Raw genomic sequence first — 25,730 nt, 5'->3', positions numbered from 1 at the left:
CGACCGAGAGAGAACCGTCTTGTCGAAACTCGCCGTCCTGAGTCTCAAGAACCGCGCACTAATCGCCCTCATCACGATCGTCGCCGCCGTGTTCGGCGGGCTCGCTCTCACGAACCTCAAGCAGGAGCTCATCCCGTCGCTCGAGCTGCCGAACCTCATGGTCATGACGACCTACCCCGGCGCCTCGCCCGAGGTCGTCGAGAACGACGTCTCGACGCCCATCGAATCGGCGATCCAGGGAGTGCCCGACCTCGAGGGCACGACCGCGACGAGCACGACCAACGCGTCGATCGTGCAGGCGACCTTCGCGTACGGCACGAACCTCGCCACCGCCGAGCAGAAGATCCAGCAGGCGATCAACCGCATCTCGGGGCAGCTGCCCGAAGACGTGAGCCCGCAGGTGCTCGCGGTGTCCATCGACGACTTCCCGGTGATCCAGGTCGCCGTGACGGGCTTCGACGACGCCGAGAACGCCCAGGCTGAGCTGCAGAACGTCGCGATCCCCGACCTCGAGGACGTCGACGGCGTCAACGCCGCGCAGATCATCGGCGGCGTGGGTCAGCGCATCACCATCACCCCCGATGCGGCCGCGCTCGCGGCGCTCGGCGAGAGCCCGCAGGCCATCGGCGATGCCCTGCAGCAGAACGGCACGCTGTTCCCCGGCGGTGACATCACCGAGGACGGTCAGACGCTCACGGTGCAGACCGGCGCGAAGATCACCTCGGTCGAGGAGATCGCCGCGCTGCCGCTCGTCGGCACCACCGCGACGATCGGCGAGGTCGCGACCGTGGTGCAGGAGACCGACCCGATCTCCTCGATCTCGCGCGTCGACGGGGAGGACGCGCTCTCGATCTCCATCACGAAGCTGCCGGCCGCGAACACGGTCGAGGTCTCCCAGGGCGTGATCGCCGCGCTCGACGAGATCGGCGAGGCGTTCCCGGATGCCGAGTTCACGATCATCTTCGACCAGGCGCCGTTCATCGTGCAGTCCATCGAGACGCTCGCGACGGAGGGCCTCCTCGGACTCGTCTTCGCGGTCATCGTCATCCTGGTCTTCCTGCTGTCGATCCGGTCGACGCTCGTGACGGCGATCTCGATCCCCACGAGCGTGCTGATCACGTTCATCGGCCTGCAGGCGTTCGGCTACTCGCTGAACATCCTCACCCTCGGCGCGCTCACGATCGCGATCGGCCGTGTGGTGGACGACTCGATCGTCGTGATCGAGAACATCAAGAGGCACTACGTCGGCGACGCCGACAAGGGCGACGCGATCCGCCTCGCCGTGCGCGAGGTCGCGATGGCCGTGACGTCGTCGACCATCACCACGGTCGCGGTGTTCCTGCCGATCGTCTTCGTCGGCGACATGGTGGGCGAGCTGTTCCGGCCGTTCGCGATGACCGTCACGATCGCCATGGTGGCCTCGCTGCTCGTGTCGCTCACGATCGTGCCCGTGCTCGCCTACTGGTTCCTGCGTCCCGGCAAGCCCCTGCTCGACGACACCGGCGCGCAGATCGACCCCGAGCACCCGGATGCCCCGCCCACGGCGCTGCAGCGCGGATACCGTCCGATCCTCGGGTGGACGCTGAAGCACTCCGGACTCACGGTGATCCTCGCCGTCGTGGTGCTCGGTGCGACGCTCGCGGCGGCACCGCTCATGAAGGTCAACTTCCTGAGCGACTCGGGGCAGAACACGATGACGGTGACGCAGGACCTCGGTCCGACCGCCAGCCTCGAGACGAAGTCCGAGGCCGCGATCGCCGTCGAGGACGCACTGCTCGACATCGACGGCATCACGCACGTGCAGGCCTCGATCGGATCCAGCGGATCGGCGCTGCGTGACGCGTTCTCCGGCGGAGCGGGCGTGACCTACTCGGTGCTGACCGACGACGACGCCGATCAGGAGAAGCTCCGCGCCGAGGTCCAGGACGCGATCGACGGTCTCGACGACGTCGGAGAGGTGTCGGTCGCGGCATCCGCCGGCCTCGGGTCGAGCGACATCGAGATCACGGTCTCGGCATCGAACGCCGACGACCTCGACACCGCCACCGCTGCGCTCGTTGACGAGCTCGCCGACCGCGACGGCATCGGACAGGTCACCGACAACCTGGCCGCCGCGCTTCCGTACCTCGCCGTCGTGGTCGACCGTGCGGCGGCCGCCGAGCGGGGCCTGTCGGAAGTGGCCGTCGGCGGCATCGTGTCGAACACGATGCGCCCGCAGCAGCTCGGCACCGTCGAGATCGACGACACCGCGCTGACGGTCTACCTCGCGACGTCCGAGCCTCCGGCGACGGCCCAGGCGCTGCGTGAGCTGACGATCCCGACTCCGGCCGGCATCGTGCAGCTGCAGGACATCGCGACCGTCGAGGAGCGCAACGGCCCCACGTCGATCACCACGGAGCAGGGGCGCCGCACGGCGACGATCACCGTGCCCCCGGCATCCGACAACCTCGCCGTCGCGACCCAGTCGGTCACGGAGGCTCTCGCGGCGGTCGACCTGCCCGACGGCGCATCGGCCGAGGTCGGCGGCGTCGCATCGCAGCAGGCCGACTCGTTCTCGCAGCTCGGTCTGGCGATGCTCGCCGCGATTCTCATCGTCTACGTGGTGATGGTCGCGACCTTCAAGTCGCTGCGCCAGCCGCTGCTGCTGCTGGTCTCGGTGCCGTTCGCGGCGACCGGTGCGATCCTGCTGCAGATCCTGACGGGGGTGCCGCTCGGCGTCGCCTCGCTGATCGGCGTGCTGATGCTCATCGGCATCGTGGTGACCAACGCGATCGTGCTCATCGACCTCGTGAACCAGTACCGCGAGAAGGGCCTGTCGACCGCGGACGCCGTGATGGCGGGAGGGCAGAAGCGTCTGCGTCCGATCCTCATGACCGCTCTCGCGACGATCCTCGCGCTCACCCCGATGGCGCTGGGCATCACGGGACACGGCGGCTTCATCTCGCAGCCGCTCGCGATCGTCGTGATCGGCGGTCTGCTGTCGTCGACCGTGCTGACCCTGATCGTGCTGCCGACCCTGTACAACCTCGTCGAGGGGGCGAAGGAGAGGCGCCGGGCACGCAAGGGAGGGGCGGCGGACCGAGACGCGCCCTCGTCCGGCGACGAGCCGTCGGACGAGCCGGGACCGGCATCCGCCTCCTTGCTCTCGTCCGCGGAGGAGCCGGCCTTCGCAGGGGGCTCCGCCGAACTCCCGCACGCGTCGCAGCTGACTCGCCGGGAGCTGCGCGAGCGCGGCGAGTAGCCGCGCGGTTCACAACTCAGCAGAGACCGCGCCGACGCCCATCCGGAAACGTTCTCCGGGTGGGCATCGGCGTCTTCATGCTGAGTTGTGAACGCGGATCGGTCGAAAACGCGGGAGCCCGCTCAATCGAGCGTGATGCCCCATTCGAGGGTCCAGGTCTCGCCCGGGTCGAGGCGGCGCACGCCGAGGCCGCTGTTGAGCGCGTCGGCGGGAGCGGTCATGGGCTCGATCGCGATCGCGAGGGGCTGCCCGGGGTACTTGACCGTCGTGAACACCTGCGCGAAGTCGAAGCCGGCGCCCTGCCACAGGGTGAGGCGGCGGCCGTCCGGCGCGGTCAGCGAGTGGCGGACGAGCCCGTCGGGGTCGCGGTCGAGGTCGGTGAATCCGGTGTCGAGCGAGGTGTCTCCGATGCGGATGCCGTCGCGCAGCGCCGGCTCGGCCGGACGGATGCCTGTCGGCAGCATCCGCTCATCGGTCTCGAACGCGGTGTGCGCCGGAACGCGGAGCACGAGGTCGTGGGTGTCGACGTCGCCGATCATGAGGAACGGGTGCGTGCCGAGGGCGACCGGCGCGGCGGCGTCGGACCGATTGGTCAGCGCGTGGCTGACGTCGATCCCGTCGGCGCGGAGCACGTAGGTCACGCTCGTCTCGATGAGGTACGGGTAGCCGGTCTGCGGCACGATGGTGGCGCTGAGAGTCGCCCCGGCGGCGGTCTCGGCGATGTCGTACGAGGTGAACCGCAGCAGGCCGTGGCTGGCGTTCCCGAGCTTCGGCTCAGTGATCGCCAGCTGCCGTTCGGTCCCGTCGTCGTCCCACTTCCCGTCGCGCACGCGGTTGGGCCAGGGGGCGAGCACCACTCCCGAGCAGGACGGGGTGGGGATGTCGAGCGGGTAGGGAGTGATCAGGTCGACGGACCCGATGCGGAGGGATCGGAGCGACGCGCCGACCTGCGCGATCTGGGCGCTCACTTCGCCGAGCTGGAGGTGCACCTGGATGCCGGTGGGGGATGCGGAGTTCACCTCGCCATCGTATGGCGAGCCGAGCGTGGCGGGGGGCCGGGGCTTCTCCCAGGTCCGACCGGTAGACTGATGGAGTCGGCTTCGGACACCCGCGCATGGCGCGGACGTTTTTGTGTAAGAAGTGTGAGTCCAGGGGCCGATGGTGAGCGTCGATCGACGTAAATCAACCATCACATGAATGGCCCCGGCCGCTGACAGTCCGGAACCCCGAGCCCGATCACTCTTGGATCCGGCGCAGGGTGCTCGCGCGTGTGCGCAGCGCTGTTCTCGTGCGAGAACTCAGAAGGACACACCCATGCCCAAGAACAAGAAGCCCCGCGGCGGACGTCCGTCCGCCAACTTCGAGCCGCGCTACGGCGCGAAGAAGACCTCCTTCCACGACCGTCACGCGGGCGGACGCGACGCCGGTCGCGTCGCACGCGGCGGACGGGCGGATGCCGGCGAGCGGCGTCCCGCCTCGGCCGGCGTCGACCGTCGTCCCGGCAGCCGCAGCGCGGGACACCGCGGATACCGTCCTGCCGAGGAGGGCGGCGCTCCCAAGCAGCGCTGGTCCCCGCAGGAGCGCGCGGGTCGCGATGAGGCCCGCAGCATCCGCAACCGGGCGGAGTCGGGTCGCCGCGAGGCGCCGCACCGTCGTGACGAGGGCTCCCGCTTCGACGAGCGCCCTCGCTTCGACGAGCGCTCCGACCGTCCGCGGTTCGGTGGCGACCGCCCGCGGTTCGGCGGCGACCGCCCGACCGGCGGCCGTCGCTTCGACGACCGTCCTCGTCGCGATGACCGCGGCGCCGACCGCTCGGACCGCCCGCGTTTCGACCGCGACGGGCAGCGCCCCACGGGTTCCGGTTCGTTCCGCGACGACCGCGGCGGACAGCGCTTCTCGCGTGACGACCGTCCGCAGCGCGGCGACCGCCCGTCTCGTGACGACCGCGGCTTCGGCGACCGTTCGGGTCGTGGAGGCGAGCGCACCGAGCGTCCTCGCTACGCCGACCGCGGGGCCGACCGCGCCCGCTTCTCGCGCGACGAGCGCTCGCGCGACGAGCGCTCGCGCGACGACCGCCCGCAGCGCGACGACCGCCCGTCGCGCGGCGACCGCAGCTTCGGTGAGCGCTCCGAGCGCTCCTACGACGCCGATCGGGCCCGCCGCGCCTTCGATCGCGACCGCACGCAGCGGTCCTTCGACGGCGGCGAGCGTTCGCGTCCGTCGACGGGCGGCGCGTACCGCACCGAGCGTCCCCGCCGCGACGACCGCACCTCCCGTGACGCGCGTCCCAACCGCAGCGACTGGAACGCGAAGCCGAAGGCGGCGTTCGAGCCGACCGACGACGTCGTGCACGAGCGCCTCGAGGCCAAGTCGGTCGCAGCGGTCGAGGTCGACGGCGTGACCTTCGCCGACCTCGGACTCGGATCCAACATCACCGAGACCCTCGCGAACATGGGTGCGGCGTCGCCGTTCCCGATTCAGGCCGCCAGCATCCCGGCCGTGATCGAGGGCCGCGACGTGCTGGCCCGCGGACGCACGGGCTCCGGCAAGACCATCGCCTTCGGTGCGCCGCTCGTCGAGCGCGTGCTGCAGTCGCAGGCGGGCAAGCGTCGTGAGTTCGGCCGCTCGCCGCGGGCGATCATCCTCGCTCCGACGCGCGAGCTCGCTCTGCAGATCGACCGCACGATCCAGCCGATCGCGCGCAGCGTCGGTCTCTTCACGACACAGATCTACGGCGGCGTTCCGCAGGGTCGTCAGGTGGGCGCGCTGAAGAAGGGCGTCGACATCGTGATCGGCACCCCCGGTCGCATCGAGGATCTCGTCAACCAGGGCAGGCTCGACCTCTCGGACTGCCGCATCGCGGTGCTCGACGAGGCCGACCACATGTGCGAGCTCGGGTTCGTCGAGCCGGTGCAGCGCATCCTGCGTCACACGGCGGACGGCAGCCAGAAGCTCCTGTTCTCGGCCACGCTCGACCGCGAGGTCGCCGCGCTCGTCGACGAGTTCCTCGTCGACCCGGCCGTGTACGAGGTCGCGGGCGAGGACCAGGAGTCCAGCACGATCGAGCACCGCGTGCTCGTGATCGAGCACCGGGACAAGGCCGACATCCTCACGTCGCTCGTCGACCGTGACGGCAAGACGCTCGTGTTCGCCCGCACCAGGGCGTACGCCGACATGCTCGCCGAGCAGTTCGACGACGCGGGCATCCCCGCGGTGTCTCTGCACGGCGACCTGAACCAGGCCAAGCGCACCCGCAACCTCGAGCGTCTGACCTCGGGCCGCGTGAACGTGCTCGTCGCGACGGACGTGGCGGCCCGCGGCATCCACGTCGACGACATCGATCTGGTCGTCCAGGCCGATGCGCCCGACGAGTACAAGACGTACCTGCACCGTTCGGGCCGTACGGGTCGCGCGGGTCGTTCGGGTCGCGTGGTCACGCTGATCACCCGTCAGCGTCAGCGCCGGATGACCGAGCTGCTCGAGCGCGCCGAGATCGACGCGCCCTTCGAGAGCGCCCGGGTGGACGACGACCTGATCGAGGAGATCGCCGGTCGGGTCCCGACCGCCGCCGACCTCACGTCCTGACGCGTCAGACGCGAAGGCCCCGCCCTGGCATCCGCGGGGTGGGGCCTTCGTCGTCGGGATCGTCTCACTCCGGGCGGCGTCTCGTTCTCGCCGCACTCGTCCCGGCCCTGGGCCTCGTCTCTCGAGAGCGCGCGCGCCCAGACTGCCGCTGTCTCGCGTGCGGGGGCACAATCGCAGCTGGCAACGCGGCTCGGCTACGCGGGCGCGCCGATCAGCCGAGCTCGTGCGCGTGGATCGTCGTCGTGAGACTCGTGCCGTTGAGGTCGAGGTACATCGTGCCCTCGGTGACGGTGATCGTCATGGTGTTGCGGCGCTCGATGAGCGGGGCCGCGGTGTCGATGAACCCGGGGTCGAAGCTGAAGACGCGGATGTCCTCGGCGCGGTGAATGCGCTTGTCGGCCCACGGCGCGATCACCTTGGCGGGGTCGCGGTGGGTGTAGATGACCGTGCGCTCCGACAGTCGGCTGCCGTAGTGCAGGCGCTCGGCGTCCGGTGCTCCGACCTCGATCCACGCCGTGATCGCGCCGGTCAGGTCGCGGACGAGGACGGCGGGCTCGTCGGTCTGCGAGATCCCACCGCCGAACGCGATCCCCTCGGCGTACTCGAGTCCGTAGGCGAGGACGCGCGTCAGCATGTACGCATCGGTCTCTGACGGATGCCGCGCCGCGCGCAGCGAGAAGTCGTCGTAGACGCCCCGATCGGTGTCGGCGAGCTGGACGTCGAAGGTGTGCATGGTGGAACCGGTCGCCATGCTTCGAGCCTAGGCTCTCGGGCAACCCCGGCCGACGCCGCGCAGTGCATCGCCCGCCCGACGCGGCGAGCTCAGAAGAGCATCGGCTGTGCCGGGGCGGATGCGGTCGGCCTGATCGTTCGCACCGGTCCGATCCCGCTCGGGCGCGCCGGCGAGGTCGAGGACGTGCCCGACCAGGTGCCGCGCACCGGGTAGTCGTCCTCGTGCTGTCCGTCGAGTCCGTGGAGCCGGATCAGCGGACGGGCGCGCTTGGCCAACCACTGCCGGTACCCCTTCGGCGCCTCGGCGGACACTCCCGGGTACAGACCGCGGTACGAAGACAGCAGGTCTGGCCGGAACTCGCCGAGCCACTGCATGAACCACGGCTTCACCCCGGCGCGCAGATGCAGCGCCCCGTAGATCACGCGCGAGGCTCCTGCCTCCTTGATGCGCCGCAGCGCCGTATCGATCACCTCGACCGAGTCGGTCATGTGGGGCATGATCGGCATCAGGAATACGGTGACGCGGAAGCCGGCATCCGTCAGCGCCCGAACCGTGTCGAGCCGTGCCTGCGTGGATGGCGTGCCAGGCTCGATCGCCTTCTGCAGTTCGTCGTCGTACATGGCGATGGACATCTGCACGTCGACCGGCACCCGCTGAGCCGCCTTCACGAGCAGAGGGATATCCCGTCGGATCAAGGTCCCCTTCGTGAGGATCGAGATCGGCGTCCCGGAGGCGGCGAGGGTCTCGATGATGCCGGGCATGAGCTTGTAGCGGCCCTCGGCGCGCTGGTACGGATCGGTGTTCGTGCCGAGCGCGACGGTCTCGTGCTGCCAGCTGCCGCGGCGCAGCTCCTTCTCGAGGACCTCGACGACATTGACCTTCACGACGATCTGGGAGTCGAAGTCGGAGCCCCCGTCGAGGTCGAGATATTCGTGCGTGCCGCGCGCGAAGCAGTTGTGGCTGATCACTCCGTTGGCGATGAAGTCGCCCGTGCCTGTCGTGATGTCCAGCATGTCCCGGTCTTCGCCGAGCGGCTCGACGCTCACGACCCTGAGGTCCGCGACGCTCTTGACCGCCGTCCCCGTGATGTCCGTCTTCCGAGTGATGGCCGGGGCCGTGATCGCGAAGAAGCGTTGACGGCTGGGGAGGCCGCCGACGACGCGCACGGTCACGACGCCGTTCGCGCGCGGGGGTTCGATCACATGGGGGATGTCGAAGGTGCTCATGCATCGGTCGATCAGGGAGATGATCTCCTCGTTCTTGTTCGAGATGCGGAGGACCCCGCGTGACGAGCTTCCCTCCGCATCGAAGATTCCGGCGAGGAAGCCCGCGTCCCAGTGGATATCGGGGTTCTCAGGCGACGTGACGATCTGCTCGATCGCCTCGACATCGCGGTTCACCGCAGTGTGGATCGCATCGGCCGCGCTCCGCGTCTCGGTCGCCATGGCGAAAGGGCGAGAGTGTGTGGATATCCCCTCGTCTTCGAGGAAGGACCGCGTGCGTGACAGCGCCTCGTCGTCGATGAGCGCGAGGCGGAACATGTGGATGTCGCGAGTACGGTGCTCGCTCGGGTAGCGGCCATGGAAGATCATGCCGTCGCCGCGGATCATTCCCGCGAGATACCCGCGGCGGTAGGACGGCGAGGAGATGTCGACGGCGCGGCCGGCGCGGCCGATCCCGAAACCCATCAGCCGGTTGGCGGTGGTCAGATGCGGCCGGTGTCCCGACTCCGCGTCGGCGACATGCTTCCACCCGCGGTCGGAGAGGAACCGGTGATCTCCGCTGGCGACGATCTCCGTGCCGTCGCCGAGTGCGACTCTGTAGGCCGGCTTCACCGTCGACCACTTCGCCCGGATCTCCGTTCGCACGTAGCGCCGGTATCTCCCCTGTCGCTCCGTTCCGATGATCTGATCGCCGATCTCGAGGTCCGCCAGCGGGCGCTGCCTCCCATCGGCGCACAGGATCAGAGTCTCGGGGGATACGCAGTAGACGCAGGCATGGCTGCACCCGCGGTACGGGTTGATCGTCCACGCGAACGGCATGCGCGAGGCGCCGGGGACGTGGTTCAGAGCGGACTTCGACAGGATCTCGTGGAACGTCATGCCGGCGAAATCGGGCGTCGTCACTGTGCGGAGCACGCCAGCGCGGCTCTCGAGTCCGGGCAGCGCCGCCTCGTCGACGTCTCCGAGCTTCTGACCTTGCCACCGCATGCCTCCAGTCGAACATAGGAGCGAATCTTCGTCAAGTGGAATCGCATATCTGTTCTAATCGGGTTAAGAGACAATTGAGGCATGTCCTCCGTGCCGCAGCCTCAGCATGCGGCCCCACGCTCCCCGATCCGCGGACCCGCTCTGCCGATCGGCCTCGCGGCGACCGCCGTCGGCATCCTGCTGTCGATCGCGAGCGCGCCGGTCGCGACCTCCGCCCAGCGCGCGTCGGAGATGCCGGAGCCCGTCGTCGTGCAGGAGGTCCCGTCAGTGCAGGTGGGTGCCACCACCGCCGCCGATCCGTGTTCCGAGCCGAGCGTCCTCGAGGCCATCTCCATCGCCGACGACGCGGCGATCATCGCCGGTTTCGGCGGGGGCGAGAGCTTCCGCGCGGCGGTCGTGGCCGGCAATGCGCCGTGCGTCTCGCTGGCGGATCCCGCGCACGTGTGGGTGGTGGTGAACAAGGCGCGACCGCTCGAGCCGATCGCCTTCGCGCCCGCGTCGCTCGCCGACCTGCCGCTGCAGATGACGACCCGCTCGGGCCAGGCCCGGGCCGACGTCGCGTCCGCGGTGGGCGAGCTCGCGGCGGCCGCGGCGACCGAGGGCGCCGGTCGCATCGGCGCGAACAACGGGTACCGCTCGTACGACCTGCAGGTCTCGACGCACGCCTCGCACGTGCGGAACCACGGCCAGGCGGAGGCGGATGCCGCGTCCGCCAGGGCCGGCCACAGCGAGCACCAGACCGGACTCGCTGTCGATCTCGTCGCCTGTGACGCATCGTGCGGAGCTATCGAGTCGTTCGGCGCGACGGGGCAGGCGTCGTGGGTCGCGGAGAACGCCTGGGAGTACGGGTTCATCGTCCGCTACGAGCAGGTCGGCGCGGGGATCACGGGCTACATGCCGGAACCCTGGCATCTTCGCTACCTCGGCCGCGAGCTCGCCGCCGCGTACCACCAGGGCGGCTTCCACACGCTCGAGGAGTTCTTCGGGTTGCCGGCGGCGCCCGATTACGCGTACTGAGCGCGGATGCGAGCGGTCTGGCTGCATCCGACAACAGCGGTACCCGGTGTCACGCGAAGTGGGACGCATTCTCACAACGCGCTGTCGCGGCGTCCGAGGTCCGGCATATGATCCTCGGAGCAACGACGCACGACACGTTCGGGAGGACGCCATGGAACGCGACATCTACGAAGAGGATCACGAGGCATTCCGCGACCTCGTCAAGGATTTCGTCAAGCGCCACGTCACGCACGAGGCGATCGAGAAGTGGGATGCGGACGGCGAGGTCGACCGCGCGACCATGCTCGCCGCCGGCGAGGCCGGGATCATCGGACTCTCCGTGCCCGAGGAGTTCGGCGGCGCCGGCATGCTCCAGGACTACCGGTTCCGCGCTGTGGTGAACGAAGAGGTCATCGCGGCCGGCGCGGGCTCGCTCGCCGGTGCCTTCGGCATCCAGGACGACCTCGCCGTGCCCTACCTTGTGCACATGGGCACCCAGGAGCAGAAGGAGAAGTGGCTGCCGCGCATGGCGACGGGCGAGGTGGTCGGCGCGCTCGCGATGACCGAGCCCGGCGCCGGATCCGACCTCCGCGGCATCAAGACCACGGCGCGGAAGACCGAGGGCGGATACATCGTCAACGGCGCGAAGACCTTCATCTCGTCCGGAGCGACCGCCGATCTCGTCGTGACCTTCGTGAAGACCGGTGAGGGCAACCGCCCCGACGCGTTCAGCCTCGTCCTGATCGAGAACGGCATAGAGGGCTTCGACCACGGGAAGAAGCTGCACAAGATGGGCTTCCAGGGCCATGACACGGCCGAGCTGTCCTTCAGCGACGTCTTCGTGCCCGACGAGAACCTCATCGGCGGCGTCGAGGGCAAGGGCTTCGTGCAGCTGATGATGAACCTCCCGCTCGAGCGGCTGTCGATCGGCGTCGCGGGCGCCGCGGCCGCGCAGGCCGCGCTCGACTGGACCGTCGCCTACACCAAGGACCGCGAGGCCTTCGGCGAGCGGATCATCGACTTCCAGAACTCCCGGTTCCAGATCGCCGACATGGCGACCACGGTCGACGCGCTGTGGGCGTACATCGACCGTGCGCTGCTCGCCTACTCCAAGGGCGCGCTGTCGGCCGAGGAGGCGGCGAAGGTGAAGCTCTGGGCGACGGAGCGCGAGTGGGAGGTGCTCGACGCGGGCGTTCAGCTGCACGGCGGATACGGCTACATCACCGAGTACCCCATCGCGCGAGCGTTCCTGGACGCCCGCGTGCACCGCATCTACGGCGGCACGAACGAGATCATGCGTGAGATCGTGGGTCGGCAGATCGCCGGCAAGCGCTGACGACGACGAGTGGAAGGGCCCCGGATGACGGCATCCGGGGCCCTTCTCCGTGTTCGACGTGCTCGTCCAATGCCCGTCGTGCACAGTTTCGGACGTCGGGGCGCGGCACGCCGGCATCCGCCCTCTGAGCACGGCGTGTCGGGCGGGACGTCCGAAGTTGTGCCCGGGTCGGGAGGAGCCCGACGGATGGAAGGGTCTCGGATGACGGCACCCGCGGCCCTTCTCTGTGTTCGACGTGCTCGTCCGACGGTGCCCGTCGTGCACAGTTTCGGACGTCGGGGCGGGGCACGCCGGCATCCGCCCTCTGAGCGCGGCGTGTCGGGCGGGAGGTCCGAAGTTGTGCCCCGGTCGGGAGGAGCCCGACGGATGGGAGGGCTCCGGATGCCGGCACCCGGGGCCCTTCTCCGTGTTCGACGTGCTCGTCCGATGACGCCCGTCGGGCACAGTTTCGGACGTCGGGGCGGGGCACGCCGGCATCCGCCCTCTGAGCGCGGCGTGTCGGGCGGGACGTCCGAAGTTGTGCCCGGGGTCGGGAGGAGCCCGACGGGCCGGATGGCCGAAGCTGTGCCCGGTGTCGGGAGGCGTGTCGGGCGGGAGGCCCGAAGTTGTGCCCCGTGTCGGGAGGAGTGTCGGGCCGGACGTCCGACGCTGTGCCCGGGTCGGGAGGAGTGCGGCTGGATGGGGAACGAGGCCGTCCGCGCGGCAGGCGAGCTCCGACCCCGGCGGTGCGCAGCCGGTCGGCGATGAGGATGCCGAGAGCGGTGCCGCCGATGCAGCTCGCGAGGGTCACGGCGAAGAACACCATCTGCAGGTCGACGTCGAAGCTGCCGAGGTCGAACGACGCCCAGGCGAGGATCGGATAGACGACGCCGACGACCACGGCGCCGAGGTAGTGCAACCAGGTCCCCCAGTAGCGCCAGAGCACGAACAGGAACGGCAGCTCGGTGAAGGCCGCCCACCACAGGTTCGTCGCGACGCTCCCGAAGCCGTATCCGGAGAACGGGACGATCACGAGTCCGGCGAGAAGGCCGACGAGGAGTCCGACGAGCGGGCGGCGCAGGAGCCGCAGAGCGATCACCGACGGCAGCAGCCACAGGCCGGCCAGGCCGACGCTCACGAAGGGGAGTCCGGGGAACAGGATCGTCGAGATCCAGTTGGCGGGCGCGAGCAGAGCACCGCCTGCCACGCCGAGGGCGGCGCACGTGAGCAGGATGGCGGTCGGGAACCGGGCGCGACCTTGTGCGCCTGCGGTGCGGGGTCGATCTCGCACCTCGGATGCCGGATCCCGATGCGTTTCCGACCCCGCGCGGGGCGGAAGATGCGGAACTGACCCGGCACCGGCACCGGCACCGGCACCGGCACCACCGGCATCCGCGTAGGGGTTCACTCCGCCGACGGCATCCGTCCCGCTCATGCGAGCGGCTCCGCGGCGACCTCGCGCGCGGCCTTGGAGGCAGGGGAGGCGGCGCCGATCTTCCAGTAGCCGCAGAAGCTCACGGCATCCTTCGAGACCCCGCGCTCGCCGACGAGGAGCTTGCGGGCGCCGGATGCCAGCGACTGCTCGCCGGCGGCGTACGCGTGGAAGGGCTCGTCGGGCAGGGCCAGGTCGCGAAGCCGTGCGAGAGCGAGCGAGCCGGGCGGGAACTCGTGCGGCCGCACGTTCCAGACCACCTCGACGCCGGCAGGATGCGGGAACTCGAGCGCGTCCTTCTCGGACGGGACCTCGATGATGGCCGTGCCCGTCGCGGTCTCCGGCAGCGAGGCGCAGATGGACGCGATCGCCGGCAGCGCCGTCTCATCGCCGATCAGCACGACCCGGTCGACGCCTCGCTGCGGGTTGAACGTGAGCCCCTCGTCGATGATCAGCACGTGCTCGCCGGGGGTGCAGGTCTCCGCCCAGCGCGACGCCGGACCGGCCGTGCCCTCCGCCGCCGAGCCGTGCAGCACGAAGTCGACGTCGATCTCCGCACCGGCGTCCGCTGTCGCCGCCCGATACGCACGGACGCTGTAGTTGCGCATGACCGGGCGCTCGCCGTCGGGGATGCGCAGGAACTTGAGGTACCCGAACATCCGGTTGGCCTTGGCGGGCACGCGGTCGAGCCCGGCGTCGCCGCCGATGGGGAGGAAGAGACGGAACCACTGGTCGAAGCCCAGGGGGCGGAACCTCTCGATCTCGCCTCCGCCCAGGGTGACCCTGATCCAGTGCGGGGCGAGGCGCTCGGTCCGCAGCACGCTGAGGTGGAGGAGTTCCGACGATTCGGGCTTGACCAACTTGCTGAATGCCATGGGGCGCCTTTCAGAGCTGCCAGGGGTGGAGGAGGACGAGGATCGCGGCGGATGCGGCGATCCCGACGACGATGAAGACGGTGTCGCGCACACGGAACGGCACCAGGTGACGCTCGGTGCGCGTCGGGTGGGCGCCGAAGGCGCGGGAGTCCATCGCGAGGGCGACGCGCTCGGCATGGCGGATCGCCCCGGCGAGCAGCGGCACGATGTAGCCCCACGCTCGGGCGACGCGGGCGAACGGCCCGCTGCCGCCGTGGTGCCCGCGCACTCGGTGGGCGGCCCTGATCACCGACAGCTCGTGTCCGAAGCGCGGCACGAACCGGAACGCGGCCAGCGCGGTGTACCCGACGCGGTACGGCACGCGGAGCTGCTGCACGCCGGCGCGGACGAGATCGGGGCCGGTCGTGGTGAGGCCGCCGATGAGGGCGAGAGCCACGATCGCGCCGAGGCGGAGGGCAGTGGCGAAGCCGATGACGAGGGCGCCCTCTCGCAGCGTCCAGTCGCCGAGCTGCACGACGGCGGGGGTGTCGGCGACGAGTTCGGCATCGACCCACAGAGAGAATCCGATGCCGACGGCGAGGATGCCGAGGGGCAGGGCGCCGCACAGGAGCCCGACGGTGCGGGCGGTCATGCGCGCCCCGACCATGAGGGTGAGCAGTGCGAGCGCCAGGAACACCGCGGGCGTGGCGAGGTCGCGCACGAAGATCAGCGTCAGCATCGCAGGGGCCACGGCCGCGACCTTGGCCAGCGGGTTGAGGGCGTAGAGGAACTGGCGCGGCGAGGTCGCGACGACGGACGCGTAGGGGTCGAAGGTCGATGCGCTCATGCGAGGCTCCATCCCGTCGCGGCGAGCATCCGCTGCAGGGGTGGGAGGCGCAGCCCTGCCGTCGTGAAGATCGCCTCGTCGCGGAACAGGTCCGCCGTGCGTCCGGCGGCGTGCACGCGTCCTTCGGCGAGGATCACGGTGTGCGACGCGTGCTCCGCGACGAGCTGCAGATCGTGGGTGACGATGAGGATGGTCGTCCCCTCGTCGCGCAGGTCGTGGAGCAGGGCGAGGAGCTCGGCGGCCCGGGCGCGGTCCTGTCCGAACGTCGGCTCGTCGAGGGCCAGCATGCGCGGCCGGGTGATCAGGGCCGTCCCGACCGAGAGTCGGCGCTTCTCGCCTCCGGAGAGCAGGAACGGGTGGACGTCGGCCTTGCCCTCGAGTCCGAAGCGGTCGAGCATCGACCCGACGCGTGCGGCGATCTCGGCATCCGAGGTGCGTCGCAGCCGCAGCCCGTGCGCGAGCTCGTCGAACACCGTGTGGGCGATGAACTGGTGCTCCGGGTTCTGGAACACGAACCCGATGCGGTTCGACAGCTCGCGCGGCGACGCCGTGCCCGGATCGACGCCGTCGACCGCGACCTGGCGCCGGGGCGGGGGGACGACGCCCGCGAGCGACTGCAGCAGCGTCGTCTTGCCGGCGCCGTTCGCCCCGACGACGGCGGTGAGGGTGCCGGGTTCGACGTCGAGGTCGATGCCGTGCAGGATCTCGGTGCGGTGACGGCGGACCGTGAGGCCGCGCGCCCGGATGAGCGGTTCGGGGCGGGCGGATGCCGGGCGTCGGTCGTCGGCCGAGGCGACGCGGCCGGCGGACGGCCCCGGGGGCGTGGCGGCGGCGAGCGCGGCCGCGAGCTCCTCCGGCGTGAGCGGCAGCTCGTCGATGCCGACTCCCGCGTCTCGCATCCGCATCGCCGCGAGCGTCGCCGCGGGCAGCCAGACCCCCATCGCGAGGAGGTCGTCGGCGTGGTCGCGGATGACCTCGGCGGCCGGTCCGTCGAACGCGACCCGTCCCGCGCGGTCGAGCACGATCGTGCGGGTGACGAAGCCCATGGCGGCGTCGAGGTTGTGCTCGACGAGCAGGATGGCCCTGTCGCCTGCCGCGATGACGTCGGTCAGCGCCGCGTAGACGTCGTCGATCCCCTGCGGATCCAGGTTCGCGGTCGGCTCGTCGAGCACGATGAGCGGAGACCCCATCGCGAGGGCGCAGGCGATCGCGAGCCGCTGACGGCCTCCGCCGGACAGTCGATCGGGGTTCTCGCCGCGGCGCTCCCACAGGCCCACCCGGCGCAGGGCGTCATCGGTGCGGGCGTGCACCTCGTCGAGCGGCAGCCGGAGGTTCTCGGGACCGAAGGCGACCTCGTCGTACACCGTGCCGGTCACGATCTGGGCGTCCGGATCCTGGAACACCATCGCCACCCGCGTGCTGAGTGCGGCCGTGAGCGTGTCGGCGGTATCGAGGCCGCCGACCTCGACGGACCCGGTCATGGCCGCCGGCACCGCGTGCGGGATGAGGCCGTTGAGCGCGAGGGTGAGCGTCGACTTGCCGGAGCCGGAGGGTCCGAGCAGCAGGACCACCTCGCCGGGCCGGATGTCGAACGACACGTCTCCCGGGGAGGGGTGCACAGCGTCCGCGTGGGTGATCGAGAGGTCACGCACGCGCAGAAGGGGTGCGGATGGGCGCACGGCGAGCCTCGGTTCGGCGGGTGGGTACCCGTCTAACTTAGCTGAGCCTTACCTGAATCGCCACGGAGTCCCGGCTCATCGCCGGGCGACCCCGGCTCGACTCAGCGACGTGCCGACACCGAGTCCGACCGCGGTCCAGGCGATCGGGCCGAGAACCGAGATCACGAGGTACGAGATCTGGACCCAGAGCGGGAACGCGCCGAGGTCGACCGCGAAGAAGACCACGACGGCCACGAGCACGCCGATCACGGCGGCCGAGACGAAGAAGCGCCAGGCGCCCCATGCCCGGTAGCGCGTCAGGGCGGCGACGCCCTCCTGGATCGCGCCGAAGAGCAGCGCGGTGCCGATGAACCGCAGCGACCAGGCCGGATTGAAGGCGCTCGAGATGACGGCGGCGATGAGGTGCGACACGAGCGCGACGAGCGGTCGGCGCAGCACCTCCTGCGCGATGATGCCCGGCAGCACGTGCGAGCCCAGCACGAGGCCGTAGAGGTACGGGGTGAGCACGATGACGCCCGGCGTGAGAAGCCCGGCGAAGCCCCCGAGGATGCCCGTCGCGACGCCGATCGCCGCGCAGACCAGCAGAACGCGGGTCGTCAGGAGGGGGGAGGATGCCACGCCTCCAGCCTACTGTCGACCAATGGCGAGACGGCTGGCCGTTCGTCCAGGAATAACCCCCCACCCTGGTGCCTCGACGGAAGGCGGGCGTAGCTTGATCGGCGGTGCGGCAACGCGGCCGTACTTTGATCATCGGGAGAAGCGCATGGGTCGAACACCCCTCCGGATGGCAGCGGCCACCACCCTGGCCACGCTGTTCATCGCATCGACGGCCACCGCAGGCTACGCAGGCGTCGAGGAGGTGACCACCGCTCCCACCCCCGTCGAGGGCACGCCAGGGCACTACATCGTCGTGATGAAGTCCGACCCGCTCGCCAGCTACACCGGCGACGTCAACGGCCTCAAGGCCACCAAGCCGGCCGAGGGCGAGCAGCTCGAGACGCAGTCGCAGGACTCGCAGCGCTATGTGCAGCACCTCGAGACGGAGCAGCAGACGCTCGCGCAGGAGGTCGGCATCACGCCGGACACCACCTATCAGGTCGTGCTCAACGGCTTCAGCGCGCAGCTGTCGGGGGAGCAGGTCGACGAGCTGCGAGCCTCGAAGGACGTGTACGGCGTGTATCCCGACTTCGTCCGCCACCCCGACGCGCAGACGTCGACGGACTTCCTCGGCCTCGGGGACGACCGCAAGGGCCGCGGGGGCGTGTGGCAGCAGACCGGCGGCGTCGACAAGGCCGGCGAGGGCGTGGTCGTGGGTGTCATCGACACCGGCATCGCGCCCGAGCATCCCTCCTTCGAGGGCAAGAAGCTGAAGACCCAGAAGAAGGACAACAACCGCCACAAGGGCAGCCAGCCGTACACGGACGGCTCGTTCGTCTACTTCGACAAGTCGGACGGCGGCCGGTTCCAGGCCGCGATGGTCGAGGGCCAGGACTGGGACAAGGGCGACTACTCGAGCAAGCTCATCGGCGCCCAGTACTTCTACACCGGCGCGGAGGCCGCGGACTTCGACTTCCAGTACGACTACCTGTCGCCGCGCGACGGAGACGGCCACGGCTCGCACACGGCGAGCACGGCGGCCGGGAACTTCGGCGTCAAGGCCGCGATCGAGGATGTCGACTTCGGGAGGATCTCCGGCGTCGCCCCCGGCGCCAAGATCTCTGCCTACAAGGCCTGCTACGTCGGTCCGGACGTCACCGTCACGACCGATGACATCTGCGCCGGCAGCGACCTCATCGCCGCGATCGATCAGGCCGTCGCCGACGGCGTCGACGTGATCAACTACTCCATCGGCGGCGGAGCGGCCTCGACCGTGCTCGCCCCTGAGGACATCGCGTTCTTCAACGCCGCGGCGGCGGGCGTCTTCGTGGCCACCAGCGCCGGCAACGACGGCCCCGATCCCGTGACCGCCGACCACGCCTCGCCGTGGTACACCACGGTCGCGGCGTCCACCATCCCGACGTGGGAGGGCACCGTCCGGTTCGACGGCTTCGAGCAGGCCGGCGCCTCGGTCAGCGTGCCGTTCGGCGAGTCCGTCACCGGTCCGTCGATCTACGCCGGCGACGCGGCGCTCGCCGGGGCCGAGAACGCCGCGCAGTGCCTCCCCGGCACGCTCGACCCCGCGAAGACCGCCGGACACATCGTCGTCTGCGACCGCGGGAACAACGCGAGGGCCGAGAAGTCGCAGGTCGTGAAGGACGCCGGCGGCATCGGCATGGTGCTCGTCAACGTCCCCGGCGGGGCGGACTCGCTCGACAACGACTTCCACGCGGTGCCGACGGTGCACCTCGCGGCCGTGCACCGCGCGGCCGTGCTGGCCTACGTGCAGGGCGGCGTCGACCGCCCGATCACCCTCGTCGGCGAGAACACCACCGGCGTCACGACCCCCGTGCCGCAGATCGCGGGATTCTCGAGCCGCGGCCCGATGCTCGCCGACGGAAGCGACATCATGAAGCCGGACATCGCCGCACCCGGTGTGGCGATCCTCGCAGCGACGAACAACGCCCCCGGTGAGGCGCCGACCTTCGGCATCCTCTCGGGCACGTCGATGGCGTCTCCGCACATCGCCGGTCTCGCTGCGCTGTATCTCGGAGAGCGTCCGCTGGCGAAGCCCGCCGAGATCAAGTCGGCCATGATGACCACCGCGTACGACACCGTGAACGCCGACGGAACTCCGAACCGGGATCCCTTCCAGCAGGGCGCCGGCCAGGTCGACCCGCGGCGGTTCTTCACCCCGGGTCTGCTCTACCTCAACGACGTGGCCGACTGGACATCCTTCCTCGAGGGCAAGGGCCTCGCCGACTTCCCCGGCGACCCGATCGACGGCAGCGATCTCAACGTCGCATCGTTCTCGATCGGCTCGCTCGCCAGCGCGCAGACGGTGACCCGCACGGTGACCGCGACCGAGAAGGGCACCTTCACGGCATCCGTGGACCTGCCGGGCGTGGATGTGACGGTGCAGCCGTCGACGCTGACGTTCGACAAGCCCGGCCAGACGGCGACCTACACGGTCACGTTCGACAATCAGAGCGCGCCGGTCGAGCAGTGGGCGACCGGATCGCTCACCTGGTCGAGCAAGAAGAACACGGTGCGGTCGCCGATCGCGGTGTTCCCGGTCACGGCGGATGCTCCGGCCGAGGCCTCGGGCACCGGCGTCGACGGCTCGACCGTCGTGGAGATCACCCCCGGCGTGGACGGCGACCTGCCCCTCGCGCTCTCGGGGCTCACCCCCTTCTCGCTGCTCGAGGACCCCGACGGCCGCGTCGTCGGGCACTCGGGCGACGAGGCGTCGGGCGACGAGAACAAGGACGTGGCCTGGATCGTGGACGTGCCGGAGGGCACCACGCTCGCGCGCTTCGACCTGGACTCGTCGGATGACACGGGCAGCGACCTCGACCTCACCGTCTACCGGATCGTCAGCCCCGAGGACCAGCGCTACTACGAGAGCTGGCAGTCGGCGACGGGATCGGCCGACGAGCAGGTGACGGTCGCGAACCCGACTGCGGGCACGTACCTCGTGGTCGCGAACGTGTACTCCACCTCGGCGCCGATGACGTGGGACATGACCTACGCCGCTGTGCAGCCCGAGGGGGAGGGCGCGTTCACCGCGACGCCGAACCCGCTCCCCGCGGTGCGCGGCGAGAAGACGAGCTACGAGCTCAGCTGGTCGGGTCTCGAGGCCGGCACGCGCTACCTCGGCGTCGTGCAGTACGGCGAGTCCGCCGTGCGGACGGTGCTGACGGTCGACGCGCAGTAGCGACGCGGCGAGACGGGACGCGGTGGGTGCGCAGCTGCGCTCGCCGCGTTCCGTCGGTCGTCCCCGACGTCCCCGCCCGACGGCGGAAGCGGGTCATATCCTCCGACCGCGGGGCATCAGTCGCACATCGGGGAGCGGCGGCGCCGGGATGCGCGCGTCGTGCCCCTCGACCACGCCGAAGCGAGCGGATGCGGACTCCCATCCCTCGCGCGCCTCGACGATCTCCTCGTGCGTGCGGCCGGCGAAGTTCCACCACATGACGATGTCGGCCTCGAACGGCTCCCCGCCGATCAGGAACAGCAGGGCGCCCTGCGCGCTCGACACCGTGACGCCGTCCCTCGAGTCCCCCAGGTACAGCATGTCGTTCTGCGCGAGCGGATGCGCGGCGACCGCCGCGTCGCCCTCCACGAGCATGAGGGCGTGCTCCCACTCGGGGCGCAGCGGCAGGCGCACGGTGGAGCCCGCCGGCACGACGATCTCGGCGCCGACGATGGGAGTGTGCACGGTGGCCGGGGATGTCGTGCCCGCGAACTCGCCGAGGACCACGGTCGCCCCGGCATCCGCGCCCTCGATGGCGGGCAGCACGACGCCGGGCAGGTCGGTGTGCCGTTCGAATCCGCCGGATCCGTGTCGCGCGCTGTCGGGCAGCACGACCCAGAACTGCAGGGCGTCGAGGGGGATCGGGTCGTCGCCGATCGAGTACTCGGAGTGGGAGATCCCGTTGCCGGCCGTCATGAGGTTCAGCTGACCGCGGCGGAGGTCGGCGTCGCTGCCGAGCGAGTCGCGGTGCCGGATCTCGCCGACGAGCGGCCAGGTGACGGTCTGCAGGCCGATGTGCGGATGCGGTTCGACGCGCATCCGGGTGTCGGCCGGGCCGAACCGGTCGAGGAAGCACCACGCCCCGATGGTGGGGAGGTTGCGGTGCGGCAGGACCCGCAGCACGTTCATGCCGCGCACTCCGCCGAGCGGGACCTCGCGGGGCTCCAGGACGAGGCGGCGCTCTCCGATCATCACGCCTCCGCGGGCGCGGCACCCGGGCGCTTCGGCCAGCGGATGTCGGCACCCTCGATGTCGTGGGTGGTCAGATATCTCGCGATGTACGGGCACAGCGGCACGATGGCGTCGCCGGTGGCCGCGGCATCCGTCAGGGCGTCGTGCGCGAGCACGCTCGCGAGGCCCTCTCCCTGGAACGCCGGATCGATCTCGGTGTGGATGAAGCGGATCGCGCCCGGCCGGAGCTCGAACTCGGCGAAGCCGGCGAGCGTCTCGCCGGAGCGGATCTCGTAGCGCGATGCGTCGTCGTTGCGGGTCACGGTGATGTCGGTCATCGGATGCTCCTTCGGGCGTCTGCGTCCAACCTACGCCGCGCGGCGACACCCGCGGCGGATCCCGAGTGCTCCGGCGCTGTGGACGGATGCGCGGCCGACGTCGGCCGGGGTCGTTACGCTGGAGAGATGCCGCAGACTCCCCGTGATCCGTACGAGGATCTGCCCTATGCCGACGCGCCGTGGGACGACGGCGGGTGGGAGCCCGCCGAGCCCCCCGAGCCCATGGACTGGGAGCCGCAGGGCGCCGGGTTCGAGCCTCCGCTCGACTGGGGCCCCGGTCCCTCCACCCCCGTCGGTCACGCGGCGGCCCGCCCGGAACCCGCCACACGGCGAGCGACGCCGAGCCGCTACGCTTCCGCACGCGAGGCGCTGCACACGGTCTTCGGCTACGACGACTTCCGGGGCGACCAGGCGGCGATCGTCGACCAGGTGATCGGCGGCGGCGATGCCGTCGTGCTCATGCCCACCGGCGGCGGGAAGAGCATCACCTATCAGGTGCCCGCGCTCGTCCGCGAGGGCACGGGGCTCGTGATCAGTCCGCTCATCGCCCTCATGCACGACCAGGTCGATGCGCTGCGGGTCAACGGCGTGAAGGCGGCGTACCTCAACTCGACGCAGTCGATCGACGAGCGTCGCGATGTCGAGCGCGCCTACGTCGCAGGCGAGCTCGACCTGCTGTACGTCGCACCCGAGCGTCTGTCGTCGCCGCAGACGACCGCGCTCCTGCAGCGCGGCGCTCTCAGCGTCATCGCGATCGACGAGGCCCACTGCGTGTCGCAGTGGGGCCACGACTTCCGCCCCGACTACCTCGCGCTCGGCGATCTCGGCGAGCGGTTTCCCGGCGTCCCGCGCATGGCCCTCACGGCGACGGCGACCAGGGCCACCCATCAGGAGCTCACCGAGCGCCTGCATCTCGACACCGCGAAGCACTTCGTCGCGAGCTTCGACCGACCGAACATCCAGTACCGCATCGTCCCGAAGGTCGACCCGCGCAAGCAGCTCGTCGCCTTCATCCGCGACACCCTCGGCCCGACGTCGGGACCGGACCAGGGCGCCGGCATCGTCTACGCGCTCAGCCGGAAGTCGGTCGAGCAGACCGCGACCTATCTCGTCTCGCAGGGGTTCGACGCCCTGCCGTACCATGCCGGCCTCCCGGCCGAGGTGCGCGCCGCCAACCAGTCGCGCTTCCTCCGCGAGGACGGCGTCGTGATGGTCGCGACGATCGCCTTCGGCATGGGCATCGACAAGCCCGATGTGCGCTTCGTGGCGCACATCGACCTGCCGAAGTCTGTCGAGGGCTACTACCAGGAGACCGGCCGCGCGGGTCGCGACGGACAGCCCTCCGTCGCCTGGATGGCCTACGGCCTCGGCGACGTCGTGCAGCAGCGCCGGCTCATCGACCAGAGCCCCGGCGACCGCACGTTCAAGATGCGGATGGGGCAGCATCTCGACGCGATGCTGGCGCTGTGCGAGACGGTCGAATGCCGTCGGCAGAACCTGCTCGGATACTTCGGTCAGGAGTCCGCGCCGTGCGGCAACTGCGACACCTGTCTCGAGGACACGGCGACCTTCGATGGGCTGATCCCCGCGCAGAAGCTGCTCTCGACGATCGTGCGCCTCAAGCGCGAGCGCAACCAGGCGTTCGGCGCCGGGCACCTCGTCGACATCCTGCGCGGAGCGTCGACGGAGCGCATCCGGCAGCAGGGGCACGAGAAGATCGCGACCTACGGCATCGGCGCCGACCTCTCCGAGCAGGATTGGCGCAGCGTCGTGCGGCAGCTGCTCGCGCGCGGCATCCTCGTCGCCCAGGGCGAGTACGGCACGCTCGCACCCGGTGAGCAGGCGGCCGGCGTGCTGAAGGGCGAGACACCGGTCCCGCTGCGCAAGGACACGATCGGGCGGCCCGCATCGTCGTCGCGCGCGCGCAAGGCGAGCGCGGCGGATGCGCTGGACGCCGGCGACCGCGGGCTGTTCGAGGCGCTGCGGGTGTGGCGGGCGGATACGGCGCGCGAGCAGGGAGTGCCCGCGTACATCGTGTTCGGAGACGCCACGCTGCGCGCTCTCGCCGAGCACCGCCCCGCGTCGCTCGCAGACCTCGACGGGATCACGGGCATCGGGGCGAAGAAGCGGGACGCCTACGGCGACGGCGTGCTGGCGGTCATCGCCGCGAACTGACGTCGCAGCGGGGCCGGATCAGCGCCGGGGCAGCACGTCGTCGAGGTGCGCGCGCAGCTGGGCGGCCACGTCCACGGCATCCCGGTCGTACAGCCACTGGTACTGCAGGCCGTCCCACAGTGCGACGAGCCAGACGGCCTCGTGCGCGGGATCGCGATGCTCCGGCAGATCCCCGTCGAGCTGCGCGAGGCGGAAGAGCTCGGTGAAGTAGTCGATCGCCTCGTCGAAGCGTCGAGCGAAGTACTCGTGGGCGGGGTGCGCCTCCGGCACTGCCTCGCACGACAGCACGGCGTAGACCTCGATGAGTCCCGGCTCGTCGAGGGCGCTCACGCGTGCTCCGTCGGGGATGCTGCGCAGGGCCTCGCTCGCACGGTCGGCGAAGGCGCCGGTGTTGCGCTCCCGGATCGCCCCGTCGCGCCGGGCGAGCACCGCGCTGAGCAGCGCCTCCTTCGAGGGATAGTGGTGCAGGAGGGTCGACTTCGACACCCCCACGGCCTCGGCGATGTCACGCAGGCTCGTGTCGCCGTAGCCGTCCTGCGAGAACAGCCGCGACGCATCGGCGAGGATCTGCGTACGCCGTCGGCGTCCCACGGCGTACCCGGGTCCGTCGTCAGCGGATGCCGCGGTGCCGAAGACGGGAGGAGGGGGTGTGCCCGGCTCGACCGACGGCAGCGCGGCATCCGGCTCGTACCACCCGGGCGGCAGCGCCCACAGAGCCTCGCGCTCCTCGATCATGTCCACGACGTCCACGCGCCCCGGCAGGTACTGCGACAGCAGCTGCAGTCCGTCCCATCCGGCCATGTGACGCGTGGTCTCGCCGTCGACGTCGCGATCTCGGTCGACGGCGCCATGGAAGCGGGCGTCCTCCATCACCTCGGAGCTCAACAGGCGCAGGCGGGCGTACCGCTCCCGCATCCGGTCGTGGGCGGGGTGCGCCGGGGCCGACGCCTCGCCGGTCAGTGCGGCGAAGAGCTGCAGATACCCCGGGGTGCGGGCGTTGCGACGCGCGACGTCGGCGAACACGAGCTCGCCCGGCTCGGCAGCGGCCGCGACCAGGTCGAACGCCTTCTCGTTGTCGGCCTCGAAGCCGGCGACGACCTCGGCGAGCAGCTCGTCCTTCGATGCGAAGTGGCCGAGCAGCCCGGGATGGCTCACGGATGCCGCTGCGGCGATGTCGCGAAGGGAGGTGGCGCGGTAGCCGTGCGTGACGAAGAGCTGCCGCGCGGACTCGATGATCCGCTGCCGGGTCGCTGCGGCGCGCGCGTTCCGCGAGCCCTGCACCGTGATGGTCATCGCAGCCTCCTCCTGCATCCTATCCTCGCTCATTACCAGGCGGTCTGGTTTCACTTACCAATCGGTCGAGATTCCGGTATGGTCGTGTCAGCACCGCGTCGCAGATGACCGGAGCCCTTGCCCGAAAGGAATCTCATGACAGAGTTGTCACCCGCTGCGAACGCGGCGGCCGTCGGCACGACCGGCTTCAAAGCCCCGGGAACCACCCCCGCCCGCACGCCCCGCGGT

Annotated in this window: 17 protein-coding genes; 6 read left to right on the top strand and 11 right to left on the bottom strand. The window is 70.5% G+C overall.

All coding sequences use genetic code 11. The features are described 5' to 3' along the window. Positions 1 to 19 precede the first annotated feature (19 nt). Entirely contained in the window at positions 20 to 3,241 is a 3,222-nt protein-coding gene (locus A4X16_RS08995; protein WP_067119600.1) for an efflux RND transporter permease subunit, read from the top strand. A gap of 122 nt (positions 3,242 to 3,363) precedes the next feature. Here the strand turns inward: A4X16_RS08995 and A4X16_RS08990 are convergent, their stop codons facing one another. After that, entirely contained in the window at positions 3,364 to 4,260 is an 897-nt protein-coding gene (locus A4X16_RS08990) for an aldose 1-epimerase family protein (RefSeq protein WP_067119593.1), read from the bottom strand. A gap of 295 nt (positions 4,261 to 4,555) precedes the next feature. Here A4X16_RS08990 and A4X16_RS08985 point away from each other — a divergent pair, with 295 nt between their 5' ends. Beyond that, positions 4,556 to 6,826 carry a DEAD/DEAH box helicase gene (locus A4X16_RS08985; RefSeq protein WP_067119590.1) on the top strand — a complete coding sequence of 757 codons (2,271 nt, stop codon included), beginning with the start codon at positions 4,556 to 4,558 and terminating at the stop codon, positions 6,824 to 6,826. Positions 6,827 to 7,037: 211 nt separating this feature from the next. Here the strand turns inward: A4X16_RS08985 and A4X16_RS08980 are convergent, their stop codons facing one another. Both A4X16_RS08980 and A4X16_RS17795 read right to left on the bottom strand, forming a co-directional pair. After that, entirely contained in the window at positions 7,038 to 7,577 is a 540-nt protein-coding gene (locus A4X16_RS08980) for a YaeQ family protein (protein ID WP_067119587.1), read from the bottom strand. 71 nt (positions 7,578 to 7,648) lie between these two features. After that, the gene (locus A4X16_RS17795) at positions 7,649 to 9,769 is read right to left on the bottom strand and encodes an intein-containing Rv2578c family radical SAM protein (protein WP_157560064.1); all 2,121 of its coding nucleotides are present in this window, start codon (positions 9,767 to 9,769) and stop codon (positions 7,649 to 7,651) included. An 81-nt stretch (positions 9,770 to 9,850) separates the two neighbouring features. Here A4X16_RS17795 and A4X16_RS08970 point away from each other — a divergent pair, with 81 nt between their 5' ends. Both A4X16_RS08970 and A4X16_RS08965 read left to right on the top strand, forming a co-directional pair. After that, positions 9,851 to 10,786 (top strand): M15 family metallopeptidase, encoded by a 936-nt coding sequence (locus A4X16_RS08970; protein WP_067119585.1) that lies wholly within the window; start codon positions 9,851 to 9,853, stop codon positions 10,784 to 10,786. 151 nt (positions 10,787 to 10,937) lie between these two features. After that, positions 10,938 to 12,101: an acyl-CoA dehydrogenase family protein gene (locus A4X16_RS08965; RefSeq protein WP_067119582.1), complete on the top strand. Its 1,164-nt coding sequence runs from the start codon at positions 10,938 to 10,940 to the stop codon at positions 12,099 to 12,101. Here A4X16_RS08965 and A4X16_RS17790 read toward each other — a convergent pair. The 5 genes from A4X16_RS17790 to A4X16_RS08940 form a co-directional block, all read right to left on the bottom strand. After that, positions 12,058 to 13,515, bottom strand: coding sequence for an ECF transporter S component (locus A4X16_RS17790; protein ID WP_157560062.1), 1,458 nt, complete (start codon positions 13,513 to 13,515; stop codon positions 12,058 to 12,060). The two genes, A4X16_RS08965 and A4X16_RS17790, sit on opposite strands and share 44 nt — an antisense overlap. Then, on the bottom strand, positions 13,512 to 14,387 hold the full coding sequence (locus tag A4X16_RS08955; protein WP_067119576.1) for a siderophore-interacting protein: 876 nt from the start codon (positions 14,385 to 14,387) through the stop codon (positions 13,512 to 13,514). The genes A4X16_RS17790 and A4X16_RS08955 overlap by 4 nt, the downstream gene beginning before the upstream one ends. 10 nt (positions 14,388 to 14,397) lie before the next feature. Further along, positions 14,398 to 15,213, bottom strand: a complete 816-nt coding sequence (locus A4X16_RS08950; RefSeq protein ID WP_067119573.1) for an energy-coupling factor transporter transmembrane component T — start codon at positions 15,211 to 15,213, stop codon at positions 14,398 to 14,400. Then, entirely contained in the window at positions 15,210 to 16,892 is a 1,683-nt protein-coding gene (locus tag A4X16_RS08945; protein WP_067119570.1) for an ABC transporter ATP-binding protein, read from the bottom strand. The genes A4X16_RS08950 and A4X16_RS08945 overlap by 4 nt, the downstream gene beginning before the upstream one ends. A gap of 75 nt (positions 16,893 to 16,967) precedes the next feature. Next, positions 16,968 to 17,510, bottom strand: coding sequence for an ECF transporter S component (locus A4X16_RS08940; RefSeq protein WP_067119567.1), 543 nt, complete (start codon positions 17,508 to 17,510; stop codon positions 16,968 to 16,970). Between the two features lie 166 nt (positions 17,511 to 17,676). On the opposite strand from A4X16_RS08940, the gene A4X16_RS08935 reads away from it, so the two are divergent. Then, positions 17,677 to 20,706, top strand: a complete 3,030-nt coding sequence (locus tag A4X16_RS08935) for a S8 family peptidase (protein ID WP_067119563.1) — start codon at positions 17,677 to 17,679, stop codon at positions 20,704 to 20,706. Positions 20,707 to 20,799: 93 nt separating this feature from the next. On the opposite strand, the gene A4X16_RS08930 is transcribed toward A4X16_RS08935, so the two are convergent. Together A4X16_RS08930 and A4X16_RS08925 are read right to left on the bottom strand one after the other, a co-directional pair. Further along, the gene (locus tag A4X16_RS08930) at positions 20,800 to 21,717 is read right to left on the bottom strand and encodes a pirin family protein (RefSeq protein ID WP_067119560.1); all 918 of its coding nucleotides are present in this window, start codon (positions 21,715 to 21,717) and stop codon (positions 20,800 to 20,802) included. Continuing rightward, entirely contained in the window at positions 21,717 to 22,034 is a 318-nt protein-coding gene (locus tag A4X16_RS08925) for a GNAT family N-acetyltransferase (protein WP_067119557.1), read from the bottom strand. The genes A4X16_RS08930 and A4X16_RS08925 overlap by 1 nt, the downstream gene beginning before the upstream one ends. 126 nt (positions 22,035 to 22,160) lie before the next feature. Here A4X16_RS08925 and recQ point away from each other — a divergent pair, with 126 nt between their 5' ends. After that, positions 22,161 to 24,209: a DNA helicase RecQ gene (gene recQ, locus A4X16_RS08920; protein ID WP_067119554.1), complete on the top strand. Its 2,049-nt coding sequence runs from the start codon at positions 22,161 to 22,163 to the stop codon at positions 24,207 to 24,209. An 18-nt stretch (positions 24,210 to 24,227) separates the two neighbouring features. Here recQ and A4X16_RS08915 read toward each other — a convergent pair whose 3' ends face one another. After that, entirely contained in the window at positions 24,228 to 25,502 is a 1,275-nt protein-coding gene (locus tag A4X16_RS08915) for a TetR/AcrR family transcriptional regulator (protein WP_067119673.1), read from the bottom strand. Between the last annotated feature and the right edge of the window lie 228 nt (positions 25,503 to 25,730).

This window comes from Microbacterium sp. H83, from assembly GCF_001650405.1.
GTDB lineage: Bacteria > Actinomycetota > Actinomycetes > Actinomycetales > Microbacteriaceae > Microbacterium.
The sequence above is the reverse complement of the archived record's forward strand: the minus strand, read 5'-3'. Positions and strand labels throughout refer to the sequence as shown.